The following is a 13,701-nucleotide window of genomic DNA, read 5'->3' as shown; positions in this document are numbered from 1 at the left end:
TTGCAATCCGCGGTCAGGATGGTGCATGGGCGGGCAGGGGTCAACCGCTTGCGGATGCGTCATTTTCCGTTGCCTCTTCGCGGATCTCCGACAGCGCCCGCACCGCCAGGGGGCGGGACAGGCTGCGTTTTTCGGCCAGCGACAGGTGGTCCAGCCGCCGAACGATCTGCGCCGCCGCAGCAAAGGAGCGGTTCATATGCGCCACCAGATAGGGAATCACATCCGGTTTGGGGGTGATCTGGCGGTCGTTGAACAGCTTGGCCAGCACCACCGCCAACAGCTGGTCGTCCGGCGGCTGAAGCTCGGCATGGGTGGCGGCCTGCACCCGGCTTTGCAGGTCGGGCAGGGTCAGCCCCCACAGGTTCGGCGCGCCCTGGCCGGTCATCACCAGCGAATGCCCCTGCGCCAGCACCAGGTTGTGCAGGTGGAACAGGGCGTTCTGCCGTTCTGTATCGCCGGCGATCTGCGGCACGTCCTCCACCGCGATGGGGCCGTGCGCCAGCTCCGGCACCGCCTCTGCCGTCAGCTTGGCTGCGGGGATGATGCGCGCCCCGGTCTGGCTGGCCCAGACATGCGCCAGATGGGTCTTGCCAGAGCCCTTGGGCCCGGTCAGCACCAGCTTGCCGCTGGGCCAGGCAAAGCCGGGATCGAGCAGCGCCACCGCCATCGCGTTGGAGGGGGCCACAAAGAAATCATCCCGCCCCAGCGCAGGTTTCGCCGGGAGATCAAAGCTCAGCTGCTGTGCCATCTGGTTTATTCCGATCCCGCGTCCCGGTGGCCCTGGCCCTGATACAGGCGGCTGTCCAGGTACCGCTCCGTCACAAAGCGGGCGACCACCCCCAGCGCGGCGGCGACGGGCACCGCGACCAGCATCCCGACAAAGCCGAACAGGGCGCCGAAGACCGACAGCGCCAGCAAGAGCCAGACCGGGTGCAGCCCGACCGAGTCGCCCACCAGCTTGGGCGTCAGGAAGTTGCCTTCGACCACCTGGCCGATGGCAAAGATCAGCGCCACCAGCCCGATCGAGACCCAGTCGCCCCAGAACTGGAACAGCGCGAGCCCGATCGCCAGCGCGCCGCCAATGAGTGCGCCAAGATAGGGGATGAAGGTGATCAGCCCGGCGATGAAGCCGACGGCGAGGCCGAAGTTCAGCCCCACCAGCATCAGCGCGACGGCATAGTAGGTGCCAAGGATCAGGCAGACGGTGCCCATGCCGCGGATAAAGGACGCCAGCGCCGCGTCGATTTCACTGGCCAAACGGCGGATCACCGGCTGGTGGTCGCGCGGCAAGAGCTCGTCAATGCGGGCAACCATTCGGTCCCAGTCGAGCAGCAGATAGACCGCCACCACCGGCACGATCACCAGCAGGATCACGATGTTAAAGAAGGAAGCCGCGCCGCCCAGCACTGACTGCACCACTTCCATAGCCCGCGACTGCAGCGTCTGCACAAAGGAGGTCACCGCCTGGTGAATGCGGCTGTTTTCCTCGAACAGGGAGGGGAAATGCTCGGCGGCAAAGGCGCGGGCATCGCGCAGCAGCTGCGGCAGCACCTGCGCCAGGTCGATCATCTGCGAAATCAGTGTCGGCAGCACCAGCACCAGCAGCAAGAGGAAGATCAGCAGCGCGCCCACGGTGATGGTGGCGGTGGCGCCGGTACGGCTCATGCCCCAGGCCTCCAGCCGGTCGGCAAGCGGGTCGATCAGATAGGCGATGGCGGCGCCCAGCACGAAGGGCATCAGCACATTGCCAAGCGCCCACATGACGACCGCAAAGGCAATGGCGGCGATGCCCCAGTATCTGAACTGCTGTTTTGCTGAAAGCGCCATGGTCCGCGTGCCGTCCTTGGTCCGTTGCATCAGGATCTTGCCGCCAGTCTTTCCTGAAGGGGCAGGGGCTTGCAAGGGGCGCGGGCGATTCCCCTGTGGGCAAGGCGGGGATAAGGCGGAAAAGGCCGGGGGCAAGTTAAGGAAATGTTCTCCTTCTGGAGCGGGGCGCCGCCTGGGCCGAGGATCTGCCTGTTGATCCGGTACGATCAGCAGCAAAGCACATAGGGCAGCGCCCTCCCCGTGGGGGAGGGTCGGGCGCTGCCCGGCCTGCCGGCCGGGCGGGCGGTTAGCTGTGAAGGGTGCCCAGCTCCGGGGTGTCTTCGCCTGCGTCCTCATCCGGCCAGTTGGTGCGCCAGATCTCTGCCGACCAGTGGCCGCAATGCACCGCGGGGCGGTCAAAGCCTTTGATCGGCGGCAGCAGCGGCGCGACCACCACGTCATGGCGCGGCACCGCGAAATAGGGGAAGGAGTAGCGCTCCCGCCCGGTCTTGTTCACCACCCGGTGCGGGGTGGAGACCAGCCGCCCGCCGGACCACAGCTCCAGCATGTCGCCAATATTGACCACAAAACCGCCGGGCGGGCAGTCCGGTGTGATCCAGCCGCCGTCGCGGGTCTGCACTTCCAGCCCGCCGACCGGGTCCGGTGCGATGATGGTCAGCGCGTCGGTGTCCTTATGCGGGTGGATGCCAAAGCCGTCCTCCTCCGGCGCTTGCGGCGGGTAGTGCAGCAGCGACATGTTGGTGAGGGGATTATTGAAAGGCTCCTGAAACGCCGCCGGGTCCAGCCCTAGCCCCTCTGCCAGGGCGCCCAGCAGCAGGTGGAACACGCCGTCCAGCTCCGCCCAGTAGCCGAGGATCACCTGCCGCGCCTCGGGAACTTCAGCGGGCCAGCGGTTGGGGCCGTAAAGCGGGCAGGCGGCGCGGATGGGATCATCCGCCGCCACCTCATGGTGCAGCTTGTAGCCCTCGTATTTGTCCGCTGTGCCCGAGCCGTCGTTCGGCGTGAAGAAGCCCATCGGGATATAGCCGCGGTAATTCTCCCGCGTAATTGCCTGATCCCATTTGGATTTCTCATCCACGGCAAAGATCGCGCGCACCGCGTCCCGCACCGCCTCCACCGTTTCCTGCGCCAGGCCGGTCCCGGTGATCGACAGGAAGCCGATATCCTCAGCCGCCGCCAGAATGGCTTCGACGGTTTGCTGCCGCTGCGGATGGCCGGCCTCCCGCAGCGGTGTGATGTCGATGGTCGGGATGGCTTGCGTCAATGGATCCGCACCCCCTGGCGTTTCAGTTCGGCCTGTGCCGCGGTGATGTCCACCGCGTCGAATTCGCAGCCCGATTTCACCGACAGCGCCGCGGCAACCCCTGCGCCTTGTCCCGCAACAGCGCAGCAGGCCATGTTGCGGGTGGCGGCATGGGCGATCTTGTCACCGCCTATGGCACGGCCGGTGACCAGCAGGCCCTGAACGCCCTTGGGCAGCATCGACCGGTAGGGGATTTGCATATAGCGCCCGGTGGTCGGCAGGATCAGCACGCCGTAGCCGTCGATGAACTCCGGATAGATGCCGATGGTGTCCTCAAACCGGCCCTGGTTGCGGGTCTCATCCTCGGTGATGTTGTGATGCGCGTCGATCTTGCGGGTGTCGCGGATGCCGATGGTCATGCCGAAGTTGCGCAGCCGTGCGCCCTCGCAGCCCGGGGTGTAGGCGCGCAGCGCATCAATGGCATGCATCGCCTGCTTGCGCCCCTCGATCTCTCCCTTGGTCATGCTGTCGGGGTCGGTGCCGTCGATGCCCGCCAGATGCACCAGGTTCATATAGGTCATCTCACCTGAGTCATGCACCGCGCCCCAGGTGCCGCCGATGGTATTCAGATGCGCCGGGATCACCCCGTCGCGGATGGCCTGGGAGAACGGCTTGGCCAGGAAGGGGGAGAACATCTCATCCTCCTTGCCCGAGGTCTCCACCTGCCATTCGCCCGTGGACCAGTTGGCATAGGTCTGCGGATCGGCCTTCACGCCCTCCATGAACTTCTGCTTGTCGACACCCGCGATGTGGAACATCACGCTGGCGGCCTGCATCTGCTCCACCGGGGTTTTCACGCAAGGCGCCCCCATCATATGGGCAATGTCAGCATCGCCGGTGGCGTCGATCACCCGTTTCGCCAGGATAGCCTCGCGGCCTGCCTTGGATTCCACGATGACGCCGGTGATGCGGCTGCCCTCGCGGATCGGGGCCACGAACACCCGGTGCAGCATCGGGTGGATGCCGGCCTCCTCGACCAGCTTGTCGGCGACCAGCTTGAAGCCCTCGCTGTCCAGCTCATAGCTGAGCGACTGGCTCTCCGGCACCGCCGCGCCCATCGCCTTGGCGCGCTCCTCGAACTCCCAGCCGATGCCGCCGGCCTCCACTGTTTCCTCGTGCCGGTACCAGGCAAAGCCCTCGACACCCACGGTGGTGATATTGCCGCCAAAGCAGCCGAACCGGTCCAGCAGGGTGACCTCCACCCCCGCCCGCGCCGCTGCCAGCGCCGCCGCCAGCCCGCCGGGGCCGGAGCCCACGACCAGCACGTCTGTTTCATGGATGACCGGGATCTCCCGCGCCGGCTCATGGATGGTTTTGGTCACGTCTCTCTCCCCACGGACTCAGTGCGCCCCGGTGTGTCCGGGGCGTTTCCGCTAACACTTTCGAATCTTGAATGACGATTCAAGTTCTTTTGCGCCCCGATGCCGCAAAAACGACAGGAGTCTGCAAATACCGCAAATAGCGGGGTCTTTGCCGGGTTCCGGCAGGTTGCAGCGCTGGAAACTTCCGCAGCCAGCCCCCGCAAAACAGCGGGAAGACACGCAAATTAGGAGATTTTCGCGTTTAATGCGACACTTGGCGGGCTTTTAGCGAGTTTTAGGGAGGAAACATGCCAGAGACAAAGAAAATGCTCGATCCCGACCCAAGAGTCTGGGACTTCGAGACTGAGTATGAGCTGGGACAAGACAACATCCGGCCGCTTGGCTTGGATATCCACAATCCTGTCTTCCTGATTTCCAGTATCCTGATTGCCGCTTTCGTGCTGATCGCGCTTGCCAACCAGGAGGCGGCAGCGGCCTTCTTCGGCTGGCTGCGGCCGTGGCTGACAAGCACCTTCGACTGGTTCCTGGTTTTGTCGGTGGATGCCATAACCCTGTTCTGCCTGGCCCTGATCGTCCTGCCTGTCGGCTCTGTCCGGATCGGCGGCAAGGATGCCAAGCCGGACTATTCCTATGCCGGGTGGATTGCGATGATGTTCGCGGCCGGCATCGGCATCGGCTTGCTGTTCTTCGGCGTGCTTGAGCCTGTCTACTACAACTTCTCCGAAGGCGGAGCCGCACGGCCCTTGGGGATCGACATCAATGAGCCGGGAAATGAATACATCGGCATTGTCGGCACCATTCACCACTGGGGCCTGGAGGGCTGGGCGGTCTACGCCGCGGTTGGCCTGTCGCTGGCGATCTTCTGCTACAACCTCGACCTGCCGCTGACCCTGCGCTCGGCGTTTTATCCGCTGCTGGGCGAACGGGTCTGGGGCTGGTGGGGCCACGCCATCGACACGCTGGCAGTGTTTGCCACCCTGTTCGGCCTGACCACCTCGCTGGGCCTTGGCGCGCAGCAGGTCGCGGCCGGCCTTTATGAGGTGTTCGGGATCGAGCCGACTCCGACGGTTGTCGTGCTGCTGATCATCGGCATCACTGCGATCGCGCTGGGCTCGGTTCTGCTGGGCATGGATGCGGGCGTGAAACGGCTGTCGGAAATCAACATGGTGATGGCGGTCTGCCTGTTCATCTTTGTGATCCTTGTGACCGGCATCGGCACCGCGATTGCGCGCTATTTCAGCGTGATGGTGGACTATGTTCAGCTGCTGCCGGCGCTTTCAAACCCGTTCGGGCGCGAGGACACCAGCTACTTCCACGGCTGGACCACCTTCTACTGGGCCTGGTGGATTGCCTGGTCGCCCTTTGTCGGCATGTTCATCGCCCGCATCTCCAAGGGCCGCACGGTGCGCGAATTCGTGCTGTGCGCGCTGATCGCGCCTACAGCGGTGTGCGCGCTGTGGATGTCGACCTTTGGCGGCGGCGCCATCGACATGCTGAACGCCGGCGGCGCCGAGGGCGTCAAGGCCACGGTGATCGACAGCTACAAGCCCGAGGGCGCGCTGTTCGGCTTCCTGAAGGAGCTGCCTTTGTACTCAATCGTGGCGCCGGTCTCGCTGGTGCTGATCGTGATCTTCTTCGTGACGTCATCGGACTCCGGCTCGCTGGTGATCGACACCATCACCGCAGGCGGCAAGATGGACGCCCCGGTGATCCAGCGGGTGTTCTGGTGCACGCTGGAGGGTCTGGTGGCCATCGCGCTCCTGCTCGGCGGCGGCTTGTCGGCGCTGCAGGGCGCGGCGGTCTCCACCGGCATCCCGTTCACGCTGGTGGTGCTGACGATGTGCTACTGCCTGTGGCTGGCGCTGCGGGCTGAGCGGGCGAAGATGTAAGTCGCCGCAGAGGACCGTTTGAAATTGCCGCGGGCGTTCCGGCGCCCGCGGTTTTCGTTTTCGGGAGCTGGCGCGCAGCGGCAGCGGCAAGCCAACCTCCCCACTTGCCCGCATCCCCATCACCCACTAAACCGGGCGGGAACTCGAACCCACATCACCGATGGAGCCAAGATGCGCCTGTCCCGCTATTTTCTGCCGGTTCTGAAAGAGAACCCCTCGGAAGCCCAGATCGTCAGCCACCGGCTGATGCTGCGCGCCGGGATGATCAAGCAATCCTCCGCCGGGATCTATTCCTGGCTGCCGCTCGGCTTCAAGGTGCTGAAGAAGATCGAAAGCATCGTCCATGACGAGCAGATCCGCGCGGGCCACATCCCGATGCTGATGGCCACCATGCAGCCCGCCGACCTGTGGCGCGAGTCGGGCCGCTATGACGATTACGGCCAGGAAATGCTGCGCATCAAGGACCGCCACGACCGCGACATGCTGTTCGGCCCCACCAACGAGGAGATGATCACCGACATCTTCCGCGCCCATGTCAGCTCCTACAAGGACCTGCCGCTGACCATGTACCAGGTGCAGTGGAAGTTCCGCGACGAGATCCGCCCGCGCTTTGGCGTGATGCGGGGGCGTGAGTTCTACATGAAGGACGGCTACAACTTCGATCTTTCCAAGGAAGACGCGCTGCACGCCTACAACCGCCACCTGGTAAGCTACCTGCGCACCTACGAACGCATGGGCCTGCAGGCGATCCCGATGCGCGCGGACGGGGGGCCGATCGGCGGCGACTACACCCATGAATTCCTGGTACTGGCCGAAACCGGTGAGTCCGAGGTGTTCTATGACAGCGCCGTGACCGACCTTACCTTCGGCGACCGCGACATTGATTATGACAGCGTCGAGCAGTGCCAGGGTGTGCTGGAGGAATTCACCTCCAAATACGCCCGCACCGACGAGACCCACGACGAGGTGGTGTTCCAGGAGCAGGTTCCCGAAGAGCGCCGCCGTTTTGCCCGCGGCATCGAAGTCGGTCAGATCTTCTACTTCGGCACCAAGTATTCCGAAGCGCTGGGCGCCACCGTGCAAACCGCGGATGGCCAGAACGTGCCGGTTCACATGGGCTCGCACGGCATTGGCGTGTCGCGTCTCCTGGGCGCGATCATCGAGGCCAGCCATGACGACAAGGGCATCATCTGGCCCGAGGGCGTGACCCCGTTTCACTGCGGTATCGTCAACCTCAAGCAGGGCGATGACGAAGCCGATGCAGCCTGCAATCAGCTGTATGCGGCGCTGACCGCAGCCGGGCTGGATCCGCTCTATGATGACCGCAACGAGCGTGCGGGCGGCAAGTTTGCCACCATGGACCTGATCGGTCTGCCCTGGCGCATCACCGTCGGCCCGCGCGGCCTGAAGAACGGCGTGGTGGAGCTGACCTCGCGCCGCACCGGCGAGAGCGAGGAACTGAGCCCGGAAGAGGCGGTGAAGAAGGTGGTTGCCGTCTACGAGAAACACCGCACCGGCCGCGGGTTCTGAGCAGCGCGGGGAACCGCCTGAACGATTTTGGAAAGGGGAGCGGCAACGCTCCTCTTTTTTGCGGCTCGCGGCGCGGCCCGCGGCCCGCAGCAGGCGGATTACCGGCGGATATGCAACCGCACCTTGACCCCGCGCGTTATGCAGCACAGGTTGCAGGCAAATTTCCCGGGCAGGACCCCTCTATGGCCACGACACCACCGCCGTTTTCCCGTTTCGAATGGATCATCGCCTGGCGCTACCTTCGCGCCCGCAAGGCCGAGGGCGGGGTCAGCGTGATGACCTGGATCAGCCTGATCGGCATCACCCTGGCGGTGTTTGCGCTGATTGCCACGCTGGCGGTGCGCTCCGGCTTCCGGTCGGAATTTGTCGGCACCATCCTGGGCGCCAACGCCCATGTCACTGTCTATTCCTATGGCGAGGTGAACGAAGCGGGTGTGCTGGACCGCTCGCTGAAGGATTACGAGGCGCTGGCAGAGACCGTGGCCGCCGTGCCGGGCGTCACCCGCGCAGCGCCGCTGGTCAAGGGGCAGGTGATGGCGAACCTGCGACAGCGCAATGCGGGGGTCGAGGTCTATGGCATCTCCGCCGCGGATATTCAGGGCATTCCGGGTGTCGCCCAAAGCGAAGAGGCCATAGGGGATCTGTCGCGCTTTGAAGAGGGGATCGCCATTGGCTCTGGCGTGGCGCGGGAGCTTGGGGTGAGCGTGGGCGACAAGATCAAGCTGATCTCCCCCAATGGCGTCAAAACCGCCTTTGGCACCAGTCCGAGGGTGAATGCCTATGAGGTGGTCTATGTGTTCACTGCGGGCCGCTGGGACATTGACCGCACCCGGGTCTACCTGCCCTTTGCCGAGGCGCAAGCGTTCTTCAACCGCGAGGGCGTGGCGGATGAGATCGAGGTGATGGTGGAAGACCCCGAAAATGTTGACGCTATGGCGCTGGCTATCCAGCAGGCGGCGGGCGGCACTGCAGGCGTCTGGACCTGGCGCGATGCCTCCGGCGGCTTCCTGCGGGCGCTGGAGGTCGAGGACAACGTGATGTTCATTATCCTGTCGATCCTGGTGCTGATCGCGGCGATGAACATCGTCTCGGGCCTGATCATGCTGGTCAAGAACAAGGGCCGCGACATCGGTATCCTGCGCACCATCGGCCTCAGCGAAGGCTCGGTGATGCGAGTGTTCTTCATCTGCGGCGCCTTCACCGGCGTCATCGGCACCATCTGCGGCGTGGTGCTGGGCTGCCTGTTTGCGCTTTATATCGATCCGATCTTCTCCTTTGTGAACTACATCATGGGCGGCGGCGTCTGGGACCCTTCGATCCGCGGCATCTATGCGCTGCCTGCGGAGCTGCGGCTGGCGGATGTGGTGTCGGCCACCGCGCTGTCGCTGGGGCTGTCGTTCTTTGTGACCATTTTCCCGGCCCGCCGCGCGGCGCGGCTCAACCCGGTGGAGGCGCTGCGCTATGAGTGAGATCACGCTGGAGCTGAAGGGGATCGCCAAATCCTATCTGAAAGGCACGCCGGGGCAGGTCGATGTGCTGCGCGGCGCCGATCTGGCCATGCAGGCCGGTGAGGTCGTGGCGCTGGTGGCACCCTCCGGCGCGGGCAAGTCGACGCTCTTGCATATCGCGGGGCTATTGGACACGCCGGACGCGGGCGAGGTTCGGGTGGCCGGAGAGGATGTGACCCGCAAGGGCGACCGCCGCCGCACCCGTGTGCGCCGTCAGGAGGTGGGCTTTGTCTACCAGTTCCACCACCTGCTGCCGGAGTTTTCGGCGCTGGAAAACATCGTGCTGCCGCAGCTGGCCAATGGCGCTTCGCAGAAATCCGCGGTGGCGCGGGCGGCGGAGCTGCTGGGCACCGTCGGCCTTGCGGGCCGCGCCGATCACCGCCCGGCGGCGCTGTCGGGGGGCGAGCAGCAGCGGGTGGCCTTTTGCCGGGCGCTGGCCAACGCGCCGCGGGTTCTGCTGGCGGATGAGCCGACCGGGAACCTCGATCCCGGCACCTCGGACCAGGTGTTTGCGGCGCTGATGGAGCTGGTGCGCGGCACGGGGTTGTCGGCGCTGATTGCCACCCACAACCTGGAGCTGGCAGCGCGGATGGACCGGCAGGTCAAGCTGGAGAACGGGCTGCTGGTGCCGGTGTAGGTGCCTGCCGGCTGGAACAAGGCGCGCAGCGCCGCCGGGCGAGCGCCTGCCTGCCCGCACGGGCTGGCGCTTTTGCGGGGGCAGTGATCTTCTTACAACTCGTACGGATTTGGCAGGGATAAACTGCCTTGCATCAGCGTCACGGCGCCGCCCCGCGGGCAGGCGCTCGCCCGGCTGTTCTCCGCCATTTGACCTGATCAACGGCACTGGTCCACTCTGGTGCTTGGTACGTTCTCCAGTGACGGTGGTTTCAGATGCAGAAGACGGTCTCGGTCCTGAAGGATCTGGTGGTGCTGTTGCGCGATGCTTCGGTGATTGCGCTGTTTGCGGTGTTCCTGCTGTTTCCGCAGAAGCTGAACGGCATTCTGGTCAGCGCGGGGTTTGAGGAGGGCAGCTTTGCCGGCTTCAAATGGAAATCCAAGCTGGTCGAATATGACGCCACCGTGGCGGAGCTGCAGACGGCGCTGGCGGAGGCGCAGAAGGTGAACGCGCGGCTGACCCAGGCGCTGCAGGCCGCCGGGGGCGGACCCGGGGATCTGGAGCGCGAGGCCGAGCTGGTGCAGCAGGACGCCGCCGTGGCGCTGGAGGCGGCCAGCAAGACGGTGGCCGGAAACCAGCAGCTGGTCGAGCAGGCCCGCGCGCAGCTGCAGGAGGAAGCGATCCGCTATTGCTACCAGGAGGACAGCGGCAGGAAGGGGGCGCAGAACTTTCTGGTAGCCTGCCACACCACGCCGGAGCGCTGTGAGCGGGCCAAGGAAAACCCGGCCACGCGGTCATCTGCCTGTGTGGCGCTGGATATGAACACGGCGCCCTGGCAGCCCAGTCCGGGCGGGTTCTGGGGGTCGCTGTTCCAGTACAGCGCCGCGCCGCTGCCCGCGCCGTTTCCCCAGGTGGAGTAGCCCGGCAGAAGGGCGGGGCGGCGGAACCTTGCCTGCCGGGGCCAGGCGGCTTTGGAGGCCGGGCGGTGGTTTGCTATCAGCTGTTAAATTCCGGCCGGGCGGGCTAGGCTGTCCGGGGATGCGCAGAAAGGGCTGAGACGTGGTGAATTCGGTAATCGAGAAAGATGTGACGGTCGAAGGCAATGTCACCTCCAGCAAAGGCAGCGTCGAGGTCCGCGGCCGGGTGGTCGGCGATGTCTCGGCGCAGGCGGTGACAGTGCTGGAAGGCGGCACCGTCGATGGCGCGCTGAGTGCGAAGTCGGTCACCGTGGAAGGCGCCTACAGCGGCAAGATCGAGTGCGACGACCTGCGGCTGGCGGCCAGCTCGAGGGTGCGGGCCGACGTCTCGGCGCAAAGCATGTCGACCGAAAGCGGTGCCCAGGTTGAAGGCAACATCAAGGTCAGCGGCAAGAGCTGAGGCCGCTGGTGCAGCGGCACGGTGCAGGGCAGGCAATTCCTGCTGGCCTCCCTGCGCCTTGTCGGCTACGAGCGGGGCATGACTGACACATTGCCGCCGTGCCCCGAATGCGCCTCTGCCTATACATATCAGGTGGACGCCCTGCTGATCTGCCCTGAGTGCGCCCATGAATGGGCGGCAGGGGAGGCTGCGGACACCGCCGCGGAAGTCCGTGACAGTGTCGGCAATCTGCTGAGCGACGGGGACACTGTGACGGTGATCAAGGACCTGAAGCTCAAGGGGACATCCTCCGTCATCAAGGTCGGAACCAAGGTTCGCGGCATCCGTCTGGTGGATGGCGATCACGACATCGACTGCAAGGTGCCGGGGGTGGGGCCGATCGGGCTGAAATCCCAGTTTGTGAAGAAGGTGGCGGGTTAGGCCGTGTTCTGTTGCCCCTGAAGCCGCAGGCTAATGCTGAAGGGGCGACACATCCGAGGCGTGCTGGCGCCATTTTTTCCGGCTGCCAGCGAAATGACTCGTGTTAGTTTGCACCGGCGACGGATACCGCCGTGCAGCGGACTGAGGACGGCGGCAGGTGGTTTTTCATTCCTGTCGGGGGATCTGCCCCGGCGAGCCTGCCCCTGGTGAACGGTCGACTAAGCGCAAATAGAGTACAGCTCCGCCTGCAAAGGTTCCGGAAAAACCGGTCCAGAAAATTACAGGCAGGGGAACGCCTGCGCTGTCCAGCATTACCATGCAATAGGACCACGAAAGAAAGCAGGTATAGAGGACCAGCGCACCTCGAAATCTGGCTCTCTTTTTGGTCAAAGAATAGGCGGTCAAAAAGGCAGCGAGGAAGGGGAACCAGGTTTCGGCCACATGGTTCAGATAGTGCAGTGCGGGTGACGCGCCGCCCGGAAAGGACATGCCGGTAAACAGTGCTAGAACAGGATACTGCCAAGGAAGAAACGGGTTGATAGCCTCAACAGCTGCGAAGCCCAGCCATGTCAGGAAGCCAGCCAAGAATGCTGCAATGTAGGTTAGCAGGCGTTTGGCCACGTTTCCCTCACGCCATCTGGGTGATCCAGACCCCCAGAGCCATGACCGAAATTCCGGCGGCGCGGGTGAGCGTCAGCGGGCTGATCTGGGCGCCGAACAGGCCGAAGTGGTCGATGGCTGCGGCAGAGATCAGCTGGCCGATCAGCACGAAGAACACCGCATTCCCCACCCCGAAATGCGGCGCCACATGGGTGATCGACAGGACGTAAAAGGCCACCAGAACCCCAGCCAGAAACAGATGCTTGGGCGCCGCCGGGATCTTGGCCAACGCCTGCGGGCCTGCAATCAGCGCATAAAGAACTGTTGCAACCAGCGCGATCAGGAACAGCACCACGGCAGCGGATGCGGGGGAGCCGATAAGTTTTCCCAAAGCTGCATTCAGCGCCGCCAGCACCGGGATGCCGAGGCCGGCGGCCAGCATGATGAGGGCGTATTGGGTCATGTCGCGGCTCCTGCAGGTGTCTCTGCGGTTTTGTGAACGGAAATCCCTAGGCAGCACAAGCGCTACGTTGCGGCCTAGTGCCGGAATCCGGCGCGAATTCCGGCCATAAAAAATAGACTTTCTATGGCTGTTTTCCGCGGCGGGAAACGGCGGGTCAGTCGCAGATGCCGTCCAGCTCTGCACCGTTCCACGGCAGGTAGACATCGCTTTCGCGGCTTTGCGGCAGCGGGCTCACCGGCATGGCGGCGGCCAGCATCTTGTGCAGCCGCCGGGTGCGGGGCGCCTGCGGGGCCAGGGCGCGGCAGCAGACGTATTCCTCCATGATGGCGCCTTGCTGCTCAAATCCGTAGGTCAGGAAATCGGGCTCTCCCTGCAAATCGAACAGATAGGGGTCGCGGCTTTGTCCATGCTCCACCGCCGCCCGCAGCGGCGAATAGCCGGTGCGCTTGCGGTTCTGCCATTGCCAGGCATGGGTGATCTCATGCGCCAGCAGCATCGCCTCCACCAGGTGCAGCCGGTCCGGGTACTCCGGCAGGTAGTTTTCCAGGTACCAGTCGCGGGTGAAGAAGATCCTGTTGAACAGCGCCACCGCGGCCGGGGAGGAGGTGACGATCTCATCCTTGACCGGCGGCAGGATGCGTTCGCGGCAGGTGACGCGCGGGCGCGGCATCCGGCGGAAAGTGACCGCGCCGACCGGGGCCCCCTTGACGATGCGGATCCTGTCCGCGTTCAGGCTGGTGCCGTGCAGCCCGTCCAGATAGGCGCGTTCGGTCTGCGTCAGCGGGCGGCCGCAGGCGGTGAGGATCAGGAAAGCGAGGAGCAGCAGGCGGATCATCTGCACAGGGC

The 13,701-nt window shown here is 64.7% G+C and carries 14 protein-coding genes; 7 read left to right on the top strand and 7 right to left on the bottom strand.

The features are described from left to right. Positions 1 to 40: 40 nt before the first annotated feature. The 4 genes from AC4HIX_RS07765 to AC4HIX_RS07750 all read right to left on the bottom strand — a co-directional run bounded on the left by AC4HIX_RS07765 (position 41) and on the right by AC4HIX_RS07750 (position 4,452). Positions 41 to 748, bottom strand: coding sequence for an HdaA/DnaA family protein (locus AC4HIX_RS07765; RefSeq protein WP_490398550.1), 708 nt, complete (start codon positions 746 to 748; stop codon positions 41 to 43). 5 nt (positions 749 to 753) lie between these two features. Beyond that, on the bottom strand, positions 754 to 1,827 hold the full coding sequence (locus AC4HIX_RS07760) for an AI-2E family transporter (RefSeq protein ID WP_490398635.1): 1,074 nt from the start codon (positions 1,825 to 1,827) through the stop codon (positions 754 to 756). 286 nt (positions 1,828 to 2,113) lie between these two features. Continuing rightward, positions 2,114 to 3,091, bottom strand: coding sequence for an isopenicillin N synthase family dioxygenase (locus tag AC4HIX_RS07755; protein WP_490398549.1), 978 nt, complete (start codon positions 3,089 to 3,091; stop codon positions 2,114 to 2,116). After that, on the bottom strand, positions 3,088 to 4,452 hold the full coding sequence (locus AC4HIX_RS07750) for an FAD-dependent oxidoreductase (protein WP_490398548.1): 1,365 nt from the start codon (positions 4,450 to 4,452) through the stop codon (positions 3,088 to 3,090). Before AC4HIX_RS07750 ends, AC4HIX_RS07755 begins: the two co-directional genes overlap by 4 nt. A gap of 287 nt (positions 4,453 to 4,739) precedes the next feature. On the opposite strand from AC4HIX_RS07750, the gene AC4HIX_RS07745 reads away from it, so the two are divergent. From AC4HIX_RS07745 to AC4HIX_RS07715, 7 genes are all read left to right on the top strand, one after another. Then, entirely contained in the window at positions 4,740 to 6,341 is a 1,602-nt protein-coding gene (locus AC4HIX_RS07745) for a BCCT family transporter (protein ID WP_490398547.1), read from the top strand. A 171-nt stretch (positions 6,342 to 6,512) separates the two neighbouring features. Continuing rightward, complete coding sequence (proS, locus tag AC4HIX_RS07740) at positions 6,513 to 7,871, top strand: proline--tRNA ligase (protein ID WP_490398546.1); 1,359 nt, start codon at positions 6,513 to 6,515, stop codon at positions 7,869 to 7,871. Between the two features lie 182 nt (positions 7,872 to 8,053). Continuing rightward, the gene (locus AC4HIX_RS07735; protein WP_490398545.1) at positions 8,054 to 9,340 is read left to right on the top strand and encodes a lipoprotein-releasing ABC transporter permease subunit; all 1,287 of its coding nucleotides are present in this window, start codon (positions 8,054 to 8,056) and stop codon (positions 9,338 to 9,340) included. Continuing rightward, a complete protein-coding gene (locus AC4HIX_RS07730; RefSeq protein ID WP_490398544.1) occupies positions 9,333 to 10,016 on the top strand; it encodes an ABC transporter ATP-binding protein in 684 nt (227 codons plus the stop codon). Before AC4HIX_RS07735 ends, AC4HIX_RS07730 begins: the two co-directional genes overlap by 8 nt. Positions 10,017 to 10,270: 254 nt before the next feature. Then, positions 10,271 to 10,915, top strand: coding sequence for a hypothetical protein (locus tag AC4HIX_RS07725; RefSeq protein ID WP_490398543.1), 645 nt, complete (start codon positions 10,271 to 10,273; stop codon positions 10,913 to 10,915). 139 nt (positions 10,916 to 11,054) lie between these two features. Beyond that, the gene (locus AC4HIX_RS07720) at positions 11,055 to 11,372 is read left to right on the top strand and encodes a bactofilin family protein (RefSeq protein WP_475051063.1); all 318 of its coding nucleotides are present in this window, start codon (positions 11,055 to 11,057) and stop codon (positions 11,370 to 11,372) included. A gap of 78 nt (positions 11,373 to 11,450) precedes the next feature. Further along, positions 11,451 to 11,792, top strand: coding sequence for a zinc ribbon domain-containing protein YjdM (locus AC4HIX_RS07715; RefSeq protein WP_475051065.1), 342 nt, complete (start codon positions 11,451 to 11,453; stop codon positions 11,790 to 11,792). Positions 11,793 to 11,957: 165 nt separating this feature from the next. Here AC4HIX_RS07715 and AC4HIX_RS07710 read toward each other — a convergent pair whose 3' ends face one another. The 3 genes from AC4HIX_RS07710 to AC4HIX_RS07700 form a co-directional block, all read right to left on the bottom strand. After that, positions 11,958 to 12,413, bottom strand: coding sequence for a hypothetical protein (locus tag AC4HIX_RS07710; RefSeq protein WP_490398542.1), 456 nt, complete (start codon positions 12,411 to 12,413; stop codon positions 11,958 to 11,960). A gap of 7 nt (positions 12,414 to 12,420) precedes the next feature. Then, positions 12,421 to 12,855 carry a DMT family transporter gene (locus tag AC4HIX_RS07705; protein WP_475051068.1) on the bottom strand — a complete coding sequence of 145 codons (435 nt, stop codon included), beginning with the start codon at positions 12,853 to 12,855 and terminating at the stop codon, positions 12,421 to 12,423. A gap of 154 nt (positions 12,856 to 13,009) precedes the next feature. Continuing rightward, the gene (locus tag AC4HIX_RS07700; protein WP_490398541.1) at positions 13,010 to 13,690 is read right to left on the bottom strand and encodes a hypothetical protein; all 681 of its coding nucleotides are present in this window, start codon (positions 13,688 to 13,690) and stop codon (positions 13,010 to 13,012) included. Positions 13,691 to 13,701 lie beyond the last annotated feature (11 nt).

Source organism: Leisingera sp., assembly GCF_982940295.1.
Note: the sequence above shows the minus strand (reverse complement) of the source record. Positions and strands in the feature narration are given on the sequence as shown.